The 17,576-nt window shown below is 39.8% G+C and carries 13 protein-coding genes; 10 read left to right on the top strand and 3 right to left on the bottom strand.

Annotated features, from left to right (window positions below):
* From ACTHJT_RS07955 to ACTHJT_RS07935, 5 genes are all read left to right on the top strand, one after another.
* A partial coding sequence (locus ACTHJT_RS07955; protein WP_440237471.1) for a 4-hydroxy-3-methylbut-2-enyl diphosphate reductase occupies window positions 1-799 on the top strand: 799 nt, incomplete at its 5' end.
* Between the two features lie 141 nt (window positions 800-940).
* Entirely contained in the window at window positions 941-1,510 is a 570-nt protein-coding gene (locus ACTHJT_RS07950) for a DUF502 domain-containing protein (RefSeq protein WP_440237470.1), read from the top strand.
* 169 nt (window positions 1,511-1,679) lie between these two features.
* Entirely contained in the window at window positions 1,680-4,526 is a 2,847-nt protein-coding gene (locus ACTHJT_RS07945; protein ID WP_440237469.1) for a TonB-dependent receptor domain-containing protein, read from the top strand.
* 86 nt (window positions 4,527-4,612) lie between these two features.
* Window positions 4,613-6,127 (top strand): IPT/TIG domain-containing protein, encoded by a 1,515-nt coding sequence (locus ACTHJT_RS07940; RefSeq protein WP_440237468.1) that lies wholly within the window; start codon window positions 4,613-4,615, stop codon window positions 6,125-6,127.
* An 80-nt stretch (window positions 6,128-6,207) separates the two neighbouring features.
* Window positions 6,208-6,771, top strand: coding sequence for a hypothetical protein (locus ACTHJT_RS07935; RefSeq protein WP_440237467.1), 564 nt, complete (start codon window positions 6,208-6,210; stop codon window positions 6,769-6,771).
* 603 nt (window positions 6,772-7,374) lie between these two features.
* Here the strand turns inward: ACTHJT_RS07935 and trxA are convergent.
* From trxA to ACTHJT_RS07920, 3 genes are all read right to left on the bottom strand, one after another.
* On the bottom strand, window positions 7,375-7,695 hold the full coding sequence (gene trxA / locus ACTHJT_RS07930) for a thioredoxin (RefSeq protein ID WP_440237466.1): 321 nt from the start codon (window positions 7,693-7,695) through the stop codon (window positions 7,375-7,377).
* A 60-nt stretch (window positions 7,696-7,755) separates the two neighbouring features.
* Window positions 7,756-11,340 (bottom strand): DNA polymerase III subunit alpha, encoded by a 3,585-nt coding sequence (dnaE, locus tag ACTHJT_RS07925; RefSeq protein ID WP_440237465.1) that lies wholly within the window; start codon window positions 11,338-11,340, stop codon window positions 7,756-7,758.
* A 340-nt stretch (window positions 11,341-11,680) separates the two neighbouring features.
* Complete coding sequence (locus ACTHJT_RS07920) at window positions 11,681-13,363, bottom strand: M61 family metallopeptidase (RefSeq protein ID WP_440237464.1); 1,683 nt, start codon at window positions 13,361-13,363, stop codon at window positions 11,681-11,683.
* A gap of 159 nt (window positions 13,364-13,522) precedes the next feature.
* Here ACTHJT_RS07920 and rpmH point away from each other — a divergent pair, with 159 nt between their 5' ends.
* The 5 genes from rpmH (at window position 13,523) to ACTHJT_RS07895 (ending at window position 17,149) form a co-directional block, all read left to right on the top strand.
* A complete protein-coding gene (gene rpmH, locus ACTHJT_RS07915; RefSeq protein ID WP_440237463.1) occupies window positions 13,523-13,681 on the top strand; it encodes a 50S ribosomal protein L34 in 159 nt (52 codons plus the stop codon).
* Between the two features lie 45 nt (window positions 13,682-13,726).
* Complete coding sequence (rnpA, locus tag ACTHJT_RS07910) at window positions 13,727-14,143, top strand: ribonuclease P protein component (protein ID WP_440237462.1); 417 nt, start codon at window positions 13,727-13,729, stop codon at window positions 14,141-14,143.
* 61 nt (window positions 14,144-14,204) lie between these two features.
* Window positions 14,205-15,857 carry a S41 family peptidase gene (locus tag ACTHJT_RS07905; protein WP_440237461.1) on the top strand — a complete coding sequence of 551 codons (1,653 nt, stop codon included), beginning with the start codon at window positions 14,205-14,207 and terminating at the stop codon, window positions 15,855-15,857.
* Window positions 15,858-15,944: 87 nt separating this feature from the next.
* The gene (gene tsaB / locus ACTHJT_RS07900) at window positions 15,945-16,622 is read left to right on the top strand and encodes a tRNA (adenosine(37)-N6)-threonylcarbamoyltransferase complex dimerization subunit type 1 TsaB (protein ID WP_440237460.1); all 678 of its coding nucleotides are present in this window, start codon (window positions 15,945-15,947) and stop codon (window positions 16,620-16,622) included.
* 14 nt (window positions 16,623-16,636) lie between these two features.
* Complete coding sequence (locus ACTHJT_RS07895) at window positions 16,637-17,149, top strand: DUF2480 family protein (RefSeq protein WP_440237459.1); 513 nt, start codon at window positions 16,637-16,639, stop codon at window positions 17,147-17,149.
* The last annotated feature ends 427 nt before the right edge of the window (window positions 17,150-17,576 follow it).

Below are 17,576 nucleotides of genomic sequence, written 5' to 3'. Positions count from 1 at the left end.
AGGCGAACCGTTGTTTTGTCTGGGTGATATTGTGCACAATGCCATGGAGGTTGAACGTTTGGCTGCAAAGGGCTTGAAGATTATCGACCGGGAACAGTTGAAAGATCTTTCTGATTGTAAAGTACTGATACGGGCCCATGGCGAACCACCGGAGACCTACCAGCTGGCATTAAAGAATAATATTGAATTGGTAGACGCCTCTTGTCCGGTTGTTTTAAAACTCCAAAACCGGGTGAAAGCATCTTTCGATGCAATTGATCCAAAAGAAGGGCAGATCGTTATATACGGACAGCAGGGCCATGCCGAGGTGATCGGTATTGCCGGGCAGACAGGCAACAAAGCCATTGTTGTTACAACAGAGCAGGACCTGGACAAGGTAGACTTTACAAAACCGGTTACTTTATATTCCCAAACAACAAAAAGTACACAGGGTTTTTATAGAATGAAAGAACTGATCGAGGCGCGTGTGAAAGAAGCACAGCAATCGGTGGAAGATAATTTTGATTACAACGATAGTATTTGCAGGCAGGTGTCAAACAGAGAGCCGCAGCTTCGTAAGTTTTCAAAAGAATTTGATGTGGTTCTTTTTGTAAGCGGAAAGAAAAGCTCGAATGGCAAGGCGCTGTATGGTGTCTGCAAACAGGAGAATGACCGTAGCTATTTCATCGAAAATGAATCTGAAATAGAAAACTCCTGGATCAAAGCAACAGATAAGATAGGTATCTGTGGCGCTACTTCAACACCTATGTGGCTCATGGAGCAGGTGAAAACGTATGTAGAAACACATGCGTGGAATTAAGCAGCACATTGTTGCTTAATATATAAATAGGGTGTGCGCTCTGTTCATCCGGTAACAATCCCTTATTTATTGGTTGAACCAATCATGGTATAAGCAGAGCTGATAATTGTAATAATAAAATAGCTTTACCGGCTTCATCATATGAAAATATTCGTACGTTATTTTGTACAGGGCTTAATGTTGTGGATACCTATATATATAACCGTATATATTATATTTTTTATATTCAGCTTGTTCGACAGAATTATTCCGGCATTATTCAATGTAGATTTATCTCCTGGTGTAGGAATTTTAATTGTGATTCTGTTTGTTACCTTATCCGGTGCGTTAACTTCTTTATTATTGGTTAAGCCGGCTTTCAGTTTCCTGGAACATTATGTTTATAAGATTCCTTTTATAAACATCATTTATTCATCTTCAAAAGATGTTGTAGGAGCCATTGTAGGCGATAAAAAGAAATTCGATCATCCGGTAATGGTAAAGACCGGCGGAGATGCCGGAACCTGCAGGTTGGGCTTTGTTACCAGAGATGAATTTAATGTTAAGGGCATGGAAGATATGGTAGCTGTTTACTTCCCGCATTCCTATAATATTTCCGGGAATGTACTTTTTGTTCCTAAACAAAGCGTATTGCCTTTAAACATAACAGGTTCGGAGGCAATGAAATTTATTGTATCTGCCGGCATGACCGGTAATCTGGAAGAAAAATAAGAATCAATATTACTGAATTGTTAAGCAGGCATTTTTTAATATTAACAGAATGGCTTTGCGTAACATTCAGGTAACAATCCCTTCACTTTGTGATAACAACTGCGTAAACATAGGGTAATAGCACACACGTAGCTTTGCATTGTAAAAATAAACTACAATAAAGCTCGTGATGAATACTCTACGTTTTCAAAAATGGTTGACCCTTTCAGCTATTTTCTTACTCATTTCATTTACATCTAAAGCACAAACAGGTTCAATTAAAGGGGTACTCCTCGATTCTACATTGAATGAATTGATTTACGGAGCAATCGTTTCCGTACCTGAAAATCCAAGCATTGGTGCACAATCAGATTTTGACGGAATTTTTTCCATCAGTAATGTTAAAGCAGGAACATATAACCTGAAGATCTCTTATGTAGGTTATAAGGAAATTCTTCTGACAGATATTGTTGTTACGGCAGGCCAGACAACAGACCTTGGAACAATCACTATGATAGTGGATGAAGAAGTTCCTGTCATTGAAATTGTTGGTGAAGTATCAACAAATACAGAAGAAGCAGTTGTTCAGGAAATCAAAGAAAGCGACAACGTTGTTAGTGGTATTTCTGCTGAGCAGATTCAAAAAGGTCAGGATAAAGATGCTGCCCAGGTAGTACAACGTATTCCGGGTGTTAGTGTCGTTGATAACCGCTTCATTATGATCCGTGGTTTGAATGACCGATACAACTCTGTATGGCTAAACAATGCAACAGCTCCAAGCAGCGAGACTGATCGTAAATCGTTTTCATTTGATATGGTGCCAAGTGGTCTGATTGACCGCATCATGGTTTATAAAACCCCTTCAGCAGATTTACCGGGAGATTTTGCCGGTGGTTTCGTTAAGATTTATACGGTTACTCCTAAAGAAAAAGTTTTCAATGTAAACGTTGGTCTGGGCTACAGACAAGGTACTACATTCAAGAATTTCAATAAAGACAAAAGTCCGACAGATTGGTTGGGTTTTGATAGCGGCCAGAGAGCTGTGCCTACGGAAACTGCAGGATATACCACAACGAGTGGTGTAAGTGATGGGGATCTGAATGCATACGGACAAAGCTTTAAGAATAACTGGAAATACAATACAATAAAAGCACTACCTGACGGGCGTTTCAACATGACTTATATCAATAGCTTCATGCCTAAAAACGGTGCACGCTTTGGTGTATTAGCTTCCATTAACTATACCAACTTAAATACAAACTATAATATTAAAAGAACAGATACAGATGGAAGTGGTGTAAAGACGCAGTTAAGAGATGATCATCAGTATACGAATGAAGTGAAAGCGGCTTCCATGTTAAACTTCAGTTACATTCTGAATGATAGAAATAAACTCGAATTAAGAAACTTCTTTAACCAGCAGGGCAGAACGCAGATCACAAACAGAAATCAATACGATGCTTCAGATGAGTTAAACAGAGTTCAGTATGCATTGGCATACAGAAGCAGAACAATTTATACAACACAGTTAGCAGGTGAACATAAATTGAAAAATGATAAGACCATGCTGGATTGGACATTGGGTTATGGTTATTCAAGAAAAAACGAACCTGATTTAAGAAGAGCTTCTTACTATCCGGATCCAAGTAATCCGGGAGGTCCTAATTTGATTTTCCCTGCGAATAACGCAAACGATTTAACAAACGGTGGCAGGCTTTATCAGAAGCTGAATGAAAATTCAATATTGGCAACAGTAAATATTAATCAGAAGATCAATAAAAAAATCGGTTCATTTGAATTTGCTGAACTGGATGCAGGTTCTTACAACGAATACAAATCAAGAACGTTTCGTGCAAGAGCATTTGGTTATACACTTCAGGGAGCATCAAGAGGAGGAACATTCTGGAATGATACCTTGCAGTATCAACCAATTGATCAGGTGTATGATCCGAATAATGTTGACAATGGCAGGGGCTGGACAATTCTTGAAGAAAGCAATCCTACCTACAAATACGATGCATCCAACAGATTGATTGCCTTGTATACATCCGGTAAATTTAATTTTGGTTCAAAGATTAAATTGATTGCAGGTCTTCGGTATGAAAATAATTTACAGTACATCGCCTCCGGCTTGAATGGCGCACCAATCAGCCAGGAATTACCTACTAGCTTCTTATTACCATCTTTAAACCTTTCCTATAACTTCACTGAAAAGTCATTGTTACGCCTGGCATATGGTAAAACATTGAACAGGCCTGAATTCAGAGAATTTGCACCATTCTATTTCTACGACTTTGATTTCAATGCTGTAAACTACGGTTCACTATACTTCGGTAAGACATTGAAAGTATGTCAAATTCAGAATTTCGATTTGAGATATGAATTTTATCCTTCCCCGGGCGAAACAGTAAGTTTGGCGCTCTTCTATAAGAGCTTTAAAGATCCGATCGAACAGATCGCTTTAGCAACCAGTGGTGGTGCGGCATCTGCACTGGCATATTCATACACGAATGCCTTGGGTGCATATAACGTAGGTATGGAGCTTGAGATTAAAAAGAATCTTGCGTTTGTAAACGACAACTTCAAAAACTTCTCCCTGTTGTTTAACGCTTCATTAATTAAAAGTGAAGTTTCCATTCCGAAAGATCAGTCTGATTTCTGGAATGCAAAAAGACCACAACAAGGTCAGTCTCCTTATATGGTTAATGCTGGTTTGTATTATGAAAATCCTGATCATGGCTGGAGCGCATCGGTATTGTACAATATATTCGGTCCACGTATTGTAATTGTAGGTAATTCAAACTATCCGGATGTGGTGGAGACACCTAGAAGCACAATTGACCTGTCTGTAACAAGACAATTAAGTAAAAGGGTAGCATTGAACTTAGGTGCAAACGATATCCTGAATCAGTCAGTAACATGGGTGCAGGATTACAACCGTGATGGTAAGTATGAAAGAAACGGAGAGGACAATAAACTGCTTACATATAAGAAAGGAAATTATTTCACCGCGACACTGCGTATTAAACTTCAATAAATATTCTTGTTAACAATTCCCTAACCGAGAGGTTAAATTCAGTTTACATTGAACATATACTTTTGTTAAAATAAAAAACTATAACAATGAAAAAACATTTAAAATCAATAGCTGCTTGTGCAATGCTTGTTGCTGTTCTAGTTAGCTGTAAGAAAAAAGATGATCCAGCTCCTTCAACAGGCGGTTCAACAGATAAAGTAGTTGTTGGAAATATAACTTCTGATCAGACCTGGAAAGTATCAGATAATATTCAATTAGGCGGTTACGTTTATGTGAAGTCTGGTGCAACATTAACAATCGAAGCAGGTTCAACAATTAAAAGTTCTACTATCCAGTCTGCGCTTATTGTAGAGCCAGGTGCTAAAATTATGGCTGTAGGTACTGCTTCTTCTCCAATTGTATTTACTTCAGGTAACAGTAACCCAAGACGTGGTGACTGGGCAGGTATCGTTCTTTGCGGTAAAGCAATGACAAACAACTATGGTTCAACTGCACCAATCATTGAAGGTGGTTTGGCTACAACATACGGTTCTCCGTCTACTGAATCAGCTTCTGTAAATGCTGACAACTCCGGCACATTATCTTATGTACGTATTGAGTACGCCGGTTATGCTCCGATCCCTGGTTCTGAGTTAAACGGTCTTTCTATGTACGCTTTAGGATCTGGTACCACGATCAGCCACGTACAGGTAACTGCTGCGAATGACGATTCATTCGAATGGTTTGGTGGTGCAGTAAACTGCGATCACTTGATTGCCTACATGGGTATTGATGACGACTTCGATACAGACAACGGTTTCAGCGGTCACGTACAATTCGGTTTAGGTGTTCGTTCAAGATACGTAGCTGACCAATCTGGTTCTAAAGGTTTCGAATCTGATCACGATGGTTCTGCTAACACAAACGATCCGCATACATTATGTAAATTCTCTAACATGACAATTGTAGGTCCTGTTAACTCTATGGGTAACATCTCTACAAGTGTAGCTCCTAACGCAGTTGCTGCAACATACATTGCTGGTATGCACACTAGAAGAAACTCCTCAATCTCAGTTGTGAACTCCATCATTATGGGATGGCCAACAGGTATTCTGATTGACAGTAAAACAGGTTCTTCAGGTGTTACTTGCGCAAACTATGTAGACGGTACCGGTATGATCAAAAACAACCTTATTGCTGGTATCTCTAAAAACTTCAAAGCAAATGCTACTGCACTTCAGCCTGGTACTGACATCATGGTATACGATGCGGTTTCTGTGGTAAACGGTTCTGGTGATTTAACTGCTGTTAACGCAACTACAATCAAAGATTCAACTACGTTAACCTGGCCATCTTATGCTACTGGTCCTAGAACGTTTGTATACAATGCTGCAAATGGTAACAGATACCAGTATGAGCACTCAGGTATCTTAGTGAATCCATTCTCTGAGGCAAACCCAAGTGCATATGACTTCAGATTGGCAGCGAGTTCTCCTGCAGCTTCTGGCGCTGATTTTACTGGCTTACCAAGTGATTTCACAACAGTATCTTACATCGGTGCATTCTCTACTACAGACTGGACTGCAGGCTGGGCTAACTTCCCACAAACAAACAACCAATAATATTTTTGAAATAAAATTTGTAATGAGCTAGTGAGGTACACCCTTGCTAGCTCATTTTATATAATAAGCTCTAAATAAATATGAATCGCGTCCTTGTTTTCTTCTCACTATTAATCATCCTATGTGCATCCTGCTCAACAAATGATGAAACATACAACCCCAAAAATATAATCTCAAAGTCCCGGGAAGATTCTATCCTCTTAAATATTGTAAAATATACAGATGAACACCGCCCGGATTCCATCAATCTGGAAAATCGTTTTGAGAAAAAAAACGAACCGTTTTTTAAAGGGATCATGAATAAGTATACCTTAGACTATCTATATAAAGACAAAGATGGTACATACTATTACTTCATCTATAAAGTAGCCAGAGGTGTTGATGATATGTATGTAGGAATTGGCGGCAAATTCAAGCTTGGACCAGATAATCAATTACAGGACTTTGAAGAATCATTCCGCATGTGGAGAATGCTGCATAAGGATCTCAAAGTAAAGGGGGCTGAAGTGTATGCAGATTTCATCAACAACAAGCCCCTGGATAAATACATGAATAATGAAAAAGTCCAATATATAGAGTTCCCGAATGATTTTGTTGGGTACGATAAAAATAAAAAAGAGTGGGTGGCAACTAAATTGCGATAACCACAGAGCGACTTAACAATTCAGTAAAGATTCAATAATGTATACGTAGCTATTTGGTAACATTGGAGATGTACCTTTGATACTGAAAACAGAGCTATTCAATTTTTTAATCTTATGGGCGCCAGACGGGCGCCCTTATTTTTTTCTGTTTTCATTAATACGTTTTAACCCCAAATATTTTGCGAAAACTTCATCAGGCGCAGCATCCACTTCAGTTTTCTGATCTGTAATAAGAAGCGGGTTTTTCTTTCTTCCGATACATCGTCAACAGTGTTGTACTTCCGTTTGTAAAAACTCTGAGACCCATTCTGGTTATGAAGCCTTATAAATTCGGGGTCAAAGGAGTAAATTGTATACATAAATAGAATAGCTGTTTGTTGTATACAATATTCCGTAATTACTGTTTCTTTATCGTTATCCGAATTCTATACTATTATTAATCTGAAATCATGTTTTAATGATCGCACAGGCATGATTTGCTGTATTAACCTTAGCTACAGGTAGCATAAAAAAGGTTGCAGTATGAACAAAAAATAATAAAGAAGAAAAATAAAAAAGGCGGTTATTCAACCGCCTTTTATGTGAAGTATAATTTCAATGCAATTATAACTGCGCATCAATTTTTTGTGCCAATACAGATTTAGGAACAACGCCAACTTGTTTGTCAACGATTTCACCTTTTTTCAATACCAGCAATGTAGGGATAGAACGGATACCAAACTTAGCTGATACTACCGGATTTTCATCTACATTCAATTTTGCAATTACTGCTTTACCAGCATAATCCCCAGCAAGTTCTTCAACCACCGGTCCGATCATTTTACAAGGACCACACCATTCAGCCCAGAAATCCACTAATACCGGTTGATTTGTATTGATTATCTCTTCAAAGTTCGCGTCTGTTATTTCTACTGCTTTTCCCATAATTGAAAATGTGTTAACTGTATAATGTAAACTTAAGCAAAATTTAATGAAAATAGTTCCTTAGGCACCTATTTTGTAACTCACCCCGTCCAGTTTGGTCAATTCTTCCAGAAACACATTGTTGGGATCAACCCTGTAACTGCGTGAAAATGTTTTTACTGTATGTTCATTGGTGTTTTTGGTCAGCGTCAGGTATAATAAACAGGATCCCTTATGCTCCGAAACAATCCGATCAATTTCTACTACCGTAACGGCGTTGATCTGATCCAGGTTGACGCTTATATTCACACTTTTGCATAATTTTGCGCGCACATCAGCCAGCAACTGGGTAACTGTGATCTTAAAGTCCAGCTCACCTTCACGCCCCCATTTAGGTTTCAGGCTACCTTTCATGAACAGGAACTCACCGATATTAATGAAATGAGCATGCTTCAGATAATCTTCACCAAATAAAGCCAGATCCAGCGAACCAGTATAATCTTCAATCGTGAACAGTACAAATGGCTTTCCGTTCTTGCTCTGGCGCACGTTCACCTTGGTAACAATACCGGCAACGGTAAGATCTTTTCCTTGCGGACTACTCATCACATTTTCCAGCGGACAGTTGCAGAAGTTATCAATCTCCAGCTTGAACTGATCCAATGGGTGGCCTGAAATATAGAAACCAACAATCTCTTTTTCTTTCTTCAGTTTTTCAATATTACCCCATTCTTCGCACGGTGTTATTTTAGGCGGCGCTGGCTTGGCACTGGTGCTATCACCAAACAATGAAGATTGGTTACTATCGTCTTCCGTCTGGAATGCGTTACCATAACGAATGGCTTTTTCCAGGAAAGAAATGCTTTCACGTTCTGCTGTATGGAAATATTGTGCGCGGTGCAGTTCTGTGAAACCATCAAGACCGCCGGCTATAGCAAGTGATTCGATTGTTTTCTTACTTACCGCGCGCAGGTTCACACGCGAAACAAAATCAAAGAAATCTTTGAATGGACCATTGGCTTTACGTTCATCCACGATAGCCTGCACCGGACCTTCACCAACACCTTTAATAGCCCCCATACCAAAACGGATCTGTCCGTTCTTGTTTACAGAAAACTGATAATTACTTTCATTCACATCTGGCCCCAATACGGCCATGCCCATGCGCTGGCATTCTTCCATGAAAAAGGAGATCTTATCGAAGTTGCTTAAGTTATGCGTCAATACAGACGCCATATATTCTGAAGGGTAATTTGCTTTCAGGTAACCCGTCTGGTACGCTACGAAAGCATAACAGGTTGAATGTGATTTGTTAAAGGCGTATTGTGCAAAAGCTTCCCAGTCGGTCCATACTTTTTCACAGATCTTCGGATCAAGACCTTTGGATGCAGCACCATCAATGAACTTGCCTTTCATTTTATCCAGCGTCGCACGGTCTTTCTTACCCATGGCTTTACGCAGTACATCGGCATCACCTTTGGTAAAGCCCGCAAGCTTCTGCGACAGAAGCATTACCTGCTCCTGGTATACCGTGATCCCGTAGGTGTCGCCAAGGTATTCCTCCATTTCCGGCAAGTCATACACAATCTCTTCTTTGCCGAGTTTACGTGCAATGAATTTAGGAATGTATTCGATCGGGCCCGGTCTGTACAAGGCGTTCATTGCGATCAGATCTTCAAACTTATCCGGCTTTAAGTTGATCAAATGTTTCTGCATCCCCGCAGATTCAAACTGGAAGGTAGCATTGGTTTCACCTTTCTGATATAGCTCAAATGTTTTCGGATCATCCAGCGGAATGTAATCAATATCGATTTTTACACCGTGATTCTCTTCGATCATTTTTAATGCATCACGAATGATGGTAAGGGTCTTCAGGCCCAAAAAGTCCATCTTGATTACGCCGGCATCTTCAATAACCTTTCCGTCGAACTGCGTAACAAGCAGCTCCGAATCTTTTGCGGTGAATACAGGAATGATGTCGTACAGGTCTTTCGGCGCGATGATGATCCCGGCCGCGTGAATACCTGTACCACGTACAGAACCTTCAAGCACCAGCGCTTCTTTCAATACATCCGAACTTAACGTGCCGTCGTCTTCTAATATTTCACGCAGCTTTTTTACATTCTCCAGATCTTCCGGAGTAAGCTCTTCTGAAAGTGTTTTTTCTTTTTCGTTCTTTTTATCCGAAGCCTTCATCGGCCCTTTCATCACCCAGTTCAATTCAATACCGGGCTTGTCTGGCACAAGCTTCGCAAGTGCGTTTGATTCCTGCAGGGGTAAATCCAGTACACGCGCAACGTCTTTGATACTCATTTTCGCAGCCATGGTGCCATAGGTTACGATCTGCGCAACCTGCGACTTGCCGTATTTCTCTACTACATAATCAATCACACGCTGACGGCCTTCGTCATCGAAGTCCGTATCAATATCGGGCATGCTCTTACGATCCGGATTCAGGAAACGCTCAAACAGTAGATTATATTTAATCGGGTCAATGTTAGTAATACCAATGCAGTACGCGACGGCAGAGCCGGCGGCAGATCCACGGCCCGGGCCTACGAATACACCAATCTCACGACCTTTGTTGATGAAGTCCTGTACGATCAGAAAGTAACCCGCAAAACCCATGGTACGGATGGTGTGCAATTCAAAATCCAGGCGCTCTTTAATCTCATCGGTTACTTCTCCGTAGCGGTTACGGGCACCTTCATAGGTTAAGTGCTGCAGATAATTATCCTGGTCTAAAAATGTCGGTGGAATTTCATAATTCGGCAACAGGATGTCCTGCTTTAGTTTCAGGATCTCAACCTTGTCAACAATCTGCATGGTATTGTCGATCGCTTCGGGCAAGTCACTGAAGAGTGCCGACATCTCTTCTTTTGTTTTGAAATAGAACTGATCATTGGCAAATGCAAAGCGACGGCCTTTCATCATGGTCTCGTCATCTGAAAAATCTTTCATGGTTGGGGTGCTTTGCTTTTCACCCGTGTTGATACATAAAAGAATGTCGTGCGCGTTTGAATCTTTCTGATCCACATAATGAGAATCGTTTGACGCAATGATCGGTACCTGGTACTTGCGCGCAAGCTTGATCAGCACTTCGTTTACAATATTCTGTTCTTTGATATCGTGGCGTTGCAGTTCAACGTAGTAGTCTTCGCCAAACAAATCCAGCCACCACTTGAATGCTTTCTCTCCCGCTTCTTCGCCTTTCGATAAAATGGTGCGTGGTACTTCAGCGCCCAGGCAGCAGGTAGTAGCAATAAGACCTTTGTGATATTGAAGAACCAGTTCTTTATCGATACGTGGATACTTACCATACAAGCCATCTATGTAACCCATAGAGCATAGCTTGATCAGGTTTTTATAGCCTTCCGGATTTTTAGCAAGCAGTAATTGATGGTAGCGAACGTCTTTATTGTCCTTCGTGAAGTTCTTCTTAAAGCGATCTTCCACCAGATAGAATTCGCAGCCGACAATAGGCTTTACATTGTTTTTAACCGCTTCTGCAACAAATTGAAAAATGCCATGCATGTTTCCGTGATCTGTCAATGCAAGGGCCTTCATGCCGTTTGCGGCCGCTTTGCCAACCAGGCCTTTTATGCTGGCGGCACCATCTAATAAAGAAAACTGTGAATGGACATGTAAGTGTGCAAAATCTGGCATGGTATGAATAATTTTGGAAGTACAAGTTACTCAATAACAAAAATGAGATATTCAAAAGTTTTCAACAGAATAATTATTTTGAAAAAAACGCTGCAAAAACAGCAAGGGGCTCTGAATTCATAGTGAACCCAGACTGAAAGTCTGCAAGATAAACTTGGGGCATCACTCCAAGAAAATGGAGCGATGAAAACTCTCCAAGGGTTTCTCAACGATACTCCTTCCTCTTGTGGGTCTTCAGACACATTCTGGCACGGGTCTTAGTGAAGCGGGACTCGTGTCCATTGTTGCAGTCAAAGTTTATTTCTGCTGCATTTCATTTGTCGCCCCTTTTTAAGAAAAGTTAGAATAAAGTTGTTTCTTCCGTAAATTGAATCTGCAACGTCTTGAAATAAACTGCTTCTGTATGTTTTAATTCAACACTCCATATCTGAATACCATTTGTACATTCAATGGTAAATGATCTAACTTCCGAAACTTCTTCCGGTTTAAATTCAACAGGAATAACACCGTTAATGCGGAGAATCCGGTCACCTTTGCCTAAAAGAGTAAGATAAGGAGAAGCATCATCTACCGTTTGTATGGTAAACGCAGCATCGCAAAGAAAGCCAAAGTGACGGGCGAAGAAATTCGCATGTGATTCTTCTGTGACAGAGATTCCAAGATAATTCAATGCCTTGATCAGATCTTCTTTCAGATCACCAAGGCCATAGATCCAGCGCATAAAATCTTCGGCATATTGATTTGAAGTCATGGAATGAAAAAGCGCTGCAATGGAATCTTCGGTATATCCCTTGCCTTCTGCTTTGTGGCTGTTCCATAAAGTTAACATCATGTCACGAAGCGTTAAATCATTCGAAGTAGTCTTCCGGATCGCAGCATCCATCAGGAATGCAACGATCGCACCTTTTACATAAATGGAAACTTTTCGATTCGGGATGCCCGCATCATAGCCATCTACCCACAGATCAAGAGAACTGTCAGCCAGCGAAAGATGCTTGTTGCCGAAAGAGTAGAAGTGGCGCTTCAATAGAATATTTAATTCTTCCTGGTACCAGTCTTTTGTAAATACATCTGCATGGGCCACATAATAATCACCCAGGTAAGTTGTAATACCTTCAGCAACAAAACCTGTTTTGAAATACTGTGCTTCGAATAAATTATACGGAAGCATCTCAGCAGGCCTGATTTTACAGATGTTCCAGGTGTGATATAATTCATGCGAACAGATTCCGATCAACTCCGGATACAGTTTCTCTTTTACATCTGCCGCTGGTCCCAGACAAATCACCGTTGAATTGCGGTGTTCTACACCATGATAATGCTGGTAAGGCAGAATAAGTAATTGGAAGTGATATTCTTTTTCAGGAAAATCTCCAAAATCCCTGATCTGCGCTTCCGTAAACGTTGCAAAATCTTCCGTGATTGTTTCAGGGAAATGCGAAGCATCAACGGTTGCATGTATATAGAATGGAATACCATTCACCTGGTATTCCAGTGTTGTAAGGTCAGGGGAAGCAAGGATCGGGAAATCGCTAAGCGCAAGAAAGCCATCGGTTTGATAATGGAAGGCTGCTTTTTGCGGCATGCCTGTTTTTACAATAAAAGAACCGGACAGGTTCAGTTTTAAGGAGCAGGGTAGTTGTTCCTGCTTGTCGACAGCCATCAGGCAGGCAATCGGGTTTATATAAAATAACGCTTGGTCAGACCAGCAACCGCCGGCATCCATTTGGCGACAGTAATATAAATAAGTAAAGGACAGAACTGTTCCGGCCGGAGCTTCAACCTGCCAGGAATTCCTATTCACCTTTTCTACAGACAATAAAGCTCCGGATTGATCCTGTGCGGAACAATCCCGGACATTGGCTGCATACTGCTGCAGCATATAGCGGCCCGGTCTCCAGGACGGAATTTTCAGAATAGGATTGCTTTCGCCGGCTTCGAAAGAAATTGTTACCTTAATAAAATTACCAGGTAAATTTTGAGTATATATTTGATATTCAATTTGTTTTATTGAATTTTGCATGGCAAATCAGACGGTTTTGGTATCTTTTAACAAAGATTAATAAGTTATTTTTAAAAACAATATTGTTAGTTCGAAAAACGATTGGTATATTTGCAACCCTATTTATACGAAAGGAACAGATTCTTGTCTCAACAATAAATAGGATAACGATTTACTATTATGAAAAGGACATTCCAGCCATCAAACCGTAAAAGAAAAAATAAGCACGGATTCCGTTCAAGAATGGAAACTGCTAACGGTAGAAGAGTTTTAGCTGCAAGAAGAGCTAAAGGTCGTAAAAGATTAACGGTATCAGACGAGACGCCTCGTAAAGGATAATTATTCTAAGCTTGTTACCGTTTTGGGTGAACAGTTAGATTTAACATGCACCAAAACAATATACATACAAACGGTAACAAGCTTTTTTCTTTTCCTAAAAAGGAAAAGTTAACAAGTAAAATTATAATCGATCGTCTCTTCAAAGAAGGCGAATCCAGATTCAAATATCCGTTCCGGATATTATTTTTAACCGGCGAAGCTCATTCGCAGAATTTTCCTCAAGTAGTTATTTCCGTAAGTAAGCGCAATTTCAAACGTGCTGTTGACCGCAACCGCATTAAACGTTTGATCCGTGAAGCATATCGGCTTCAAAAAACCGAACTGATTTCTTTGTTTCCGGAGAAACCGTCTTCCCTTGCAATTCTTTATACTGCCAAAGAAGAAATTCAATTAGAGGAATTGAAAAAAAAGCTATATTTAATAATTAAATTGACCCAAAAGGACAATACTGAATCAAAATAAAGCGTACTAGCTTACGTAGTTCAGTAAAATTAAACATTACACGCATTCTAATTCTAGTAAAATGAAAATCAAGCGTTGGGGAATTATTGCTTTTATTGCAATAGGTTTGATCGCCTCTTTATCTGCATTCAAACAAACAGATAAGTATTTTGAAATGGCCAAGAACATGGAATTGTTCGCAGCAGTTTATAAAGAAGTAAACCTGTTGTATGTAGATGAAATAAATCCATCTCAATTCATGACAACCGGTATAGATGCCATGCTTGAATCACTGGATCCCTATACGAATTATATTCCCGAAGATAATATTGAAGATTTCCGCACACAGCTGACCGGCCAGTATGGTGGAATTGGTGCCGTGATCGGCGAAAGAAAAGACAAGATCATCGTACTGATGCCTTACGAAGGTTTCCCTGCACAGAAAGCCGGTATGCAGATCGGCGATGAAATCATCAGTGTAGATGGTATTCTTACAACAAGTAAAAATTCCAGTGATGTAAGCAAATTATTGCGCGGGCAGGCAGACACACCGGTTAAAATCAAAGTGAAAAGATTTAACCAGACTGAACCGATTGAATTTACATTGGCAAGGCAAAAAATCAAGATCAGCAATGTACCTTACTATGGTATGGTAAATACAAATACAGGTTACATTAAGTTGTCAGACTTTACGCAGGCCGCTTCCATTGAAGTAAAGAAAGCGTTAACGGAATTGAAAGCTTCCGGAGCGACACAGGTGATCCTTGATTTGCGCGGCAACCCGGGCGGTCTGTTGAACGAAGCAGTTAATATTTCAAACATCTTTATCCCGAAAAGCAAATTAGTGGTAAGCACAAAAGGTAAAGTTTCTGAATGGAATACCAAATACATTACCGAGTTGGTACCGGATGATTTAACGATACCTTTAGTAGTACTGGTTAGCGGTCGCAGTGCTTCTGCTTCTGAAATTGTTGCCGGTGTAATCCAGGATTATGACAGAGGTGTTGTTGTAGGGCAGCGTTCATACGGGAAAGGTCTTGTTCAGACAACACGTGAACTTCCTTACAACTCTCAGATCAAAGTAACTACTGCTAAATATTATACACCGAGCGGTCGCTGTATCCAGGCAATCGACTATGCACACCGGGCGGCAGATGGCAGCGTTTCTAAATTTGCAGATTCATTAAAAGTTGCATTCAAAACTACGAACGGAAGAGTTGTATACGATGGTGGTGGCGTAATGCCGGACATTACAGTGGTGCAGGATTCGATCGCACCGATTCTGATTTCACTTGTTTCAAAAAACATGCTGTTTGATTATGCAACAGAATACCATGCTTCTCATCCGAATATTGGCGATGCGAGAAAATTCAATCTGACAGACAAAGAATACCAGGACTTTGTAAACTGGTTGAAAGACAAAGATTACAGCTATACAACTAAAGTTGAAAAGAAGCTGGAGGAAATGACAAAAGAATCCAAGCAGGAAAAGTATTACGATGCCATGAAAGATCAATTGGATCAGATGAAGAGTGTGATCGCAAAGGATAAAGAAAATGACCTAGTGAAATTTAAACCTCAGATTGTAGAATATCTGGAAGAAGAAATCGCTTCAAGATATTATCTGCAAAAAGGAATTATTGAAGCTTCATTCGATAGTGATAAAGATATCCAGGCTGCTCTTGAAGTATTAAATAACAAAACGAAGTACACTTCGATTTTGTCAGGAAAATAAACATACCGATTGATGGCATATGTTAAGAGCAGGAAAGTCGTTTGATTTTCCTGCTCTTATTATTAAAAGATAGTCGACCAATACATTATGGCACTTATAGTAAGTATAGATACAAGCACAACCATTTGTTCGGTAGCTTTGCATAAAGAAGGCAAGCTAATTGCACAGACCGAAACATTTCTTGATAAGTCACATTCAAGAAACATTTCGCACATGGTTGAGCATATACTGGAAATAAGTGAAGTAGCATTGCCGGATCTAAATGCATTTGCTGTTTCCGCCGGGCCTGGTTCTTACACAGGCCTGCGCATCGGAGCCTCTGCTGCCAAAGGGTATTGTTTTGCATTGGACAAACCGCTTATTTCTGTTTCATCCTTATATAGTCTGGCTGCTCGTCTGGAACACAAATACCCAGGAATTTTATATACACCAATGATTGATGCGCGGAGAATGGAAGTGTATACAGCAATGTTTAATGCAGAACTGAACGAAATTTCAAAAGAGGAAGCATTGATTCTTTCCGCAGAAAGTTTTCAGGAACAATTACAGGGTAAAAAACTGTTATTTGGAGGAGATGGCAGCGCAAAGTTTCAAGCCATTTGTTCTCATGTAAATGCATTGTTTGCAACAGACGCGTACCCATCCGCACAATTTATGGGGAAGAAGGCATATGAAAAATTTCAGAAAGGAACTTTTGAAGATATTGCTTATTTCGAACCCAACTACATCAAGGAATTTCATACCAACAGCAAGGTGAATTCATGAAAATTTGAAAAAATATGAGTACAGATACCATTATAAATAAAGTTCAGCAAAGTGGTTTGATCACAATCGATCTGGAAGATTATTTTCATGCAGGCGAAAAAGTGCTTTTTGACATAAAACATTACTTATATGAAGGTATTATTTTAAAGGAAAAAGACTTTCGCGCATTTCTGAAAGAGCACAATTGGGAGCAATACAAAGATAAAAATGTAGCCATCACATGTTCTGTTGATGCGATTATTCCAACCTGGGCGTATATGTTGCTTGCCTCAAAACTTCAGCCTTATGCCCATTTAGTTGTTTTTGGGACACTAAAAGACCTGCATGCAAAAATATTTTCAGAGGCAATTACTCATATAAATGCAACAGATTTTGCACAGGCGAAAGTTGTAATTAAGGGCTGCGGAAAATTAGAAGTACCTGTTTCTGCGTATGTTGAACTCACTAATAAACTACTTCCGGTGGTGTCAAGTATCATGTACGGAGAACCCTGCAGTACCGTACCGGTATATAAGCAATTAAAATAATTCAAATTCCCATTTGGATTCTGAAATTTAAAAACCTACCTTTGCACTCCCAAATCGATAACAAGGCACTTTTGGGGAACGTTCATTCAAAATATCAGTTTAACTCATCTAAATTTAGTACAAGAAAGGGATAAGAAACTTTCGTATGATATTTGGATAATGCGATAAAAAGTATCACCTTTGCAACCCGATAAAACGCGAACGGTGTTTTGGAATAGTATTGAAAGGTTAAGAGTTAAATTTTGAAATAAATTTTTAAAAGGGTTTGTTTTAAAAGAAAAAGGTTTTACCTTTGCAACCCGTTAGAGAATAAACGTGAGGATAATAAAGCGAGACGGAAGGTTAAGCTGGATAAATGGAGATAAGAGTTAGCTGATTAGAGATAAGAAGCGTAACACAAACCGGAAGCGAAAGCGGAAGGACAAGT

It is taken from the genome of Cytophaga sp. (assembly GCF_051961495.1).
GTDB lineage: Bacteria > Bacteroidota > Bacteroidia > Cytophagales > Cytophagaceae > Cytophaga.
The sequence above is the reverse complement of the archived record's forward strand: the minus strand, read 5'-3'. Positions and strand labels throughout refer to the sequence as shown.

What these genes read in the sequence shown, in the direction of transcription:
- ACTHJT_RS07950 (WP_440237470.1), top strand. Translation starts at nt 941, where the DNA reads ATGAAAATATTCGTACGTTATTTTGTACAGGGCTTAATGTTGTGGATA.
- ACTHJT_RS07945 (WP_440237469.1), top strand. Translation starts at nt 1,680, where the DNA reads ATGAATACTCTACGTTTTCAAAAATGGTTGACCCTTTCAGCTATTTTC.
- ACTHJT_RS07940 (WP_440237468.1), top strand. Translation starts at nt 4,613, where the DNA reads ATGAAAAAACATTTAAAATCAATAGCTGCTTGTGCAATGCTTGTTGCT.
- ACTHJT_RS07935 (WP_440237467.1), top strand. Translation starts at nt 6,208, where the DNA reads ATGAATCGCGTCCTTGTTTTCTTCTCACTATTAATCATCCTATGTGCA.
- trxA (WP_440237466.1), bottom strand. Translation starts at nt 7,695, where the DNA reads ATGGGAAAAGCAGTAGAAATAACAGACGCGAACTTTGAAGAGATAATC.
- dnaE (WP_440237465.1), bottom strand. Translation starts at nt 11,340, where the DNA reads ATGCCAGATTTTGCACACTTACATGTCCATTCACAGTTTTCTTTATTA.
- ACTHJT_RS07920 (WP_440237464.1), bottom strand. Translation starts at nt 13,363, where the DNA reads ATGCAAAATTCAATAAAACAAATTGAATATCAAATATATACTCAAAAT.
- rpmH (WP_440237463.1), top strand. Translation starts at nt 13,523, where the DNA reads ATGAAAAGGACATTCCAGCCATCAAACCGTAAAAGAAAAAATAAGCAC.
- rnpA (WP_440237462.1), top strand. Translation starts at nt 13,727, where the DNA reads ATGCACCAAAACAATATACATACAAACGGTAACAAGCTTTTTTCTTTT.
- ACTHJT_RS07905 (WP_440237461.1), top strand. Translation starts at nt 14,205, where the DNA reads ATGAAAATCAAGCGTTGGGGAATTATTGCTTTTATTGCAATAGGTTTG.
- tsaB (WP_440237460.1), top strand. Translation starts at nt 15,945, where the DNA reads ATGGCACTTATAGTAAGTATAGATACAAGCACAACCATTTGTTCGGTA.
- ACTHJT_RS07895 (WP_440237459.1), top strand. Translation starts at nt 16,637, where the DNA reads ATGAGTACAGATACCATTATAAATAAAGTTCAGCAAAGTGGTTTGATC.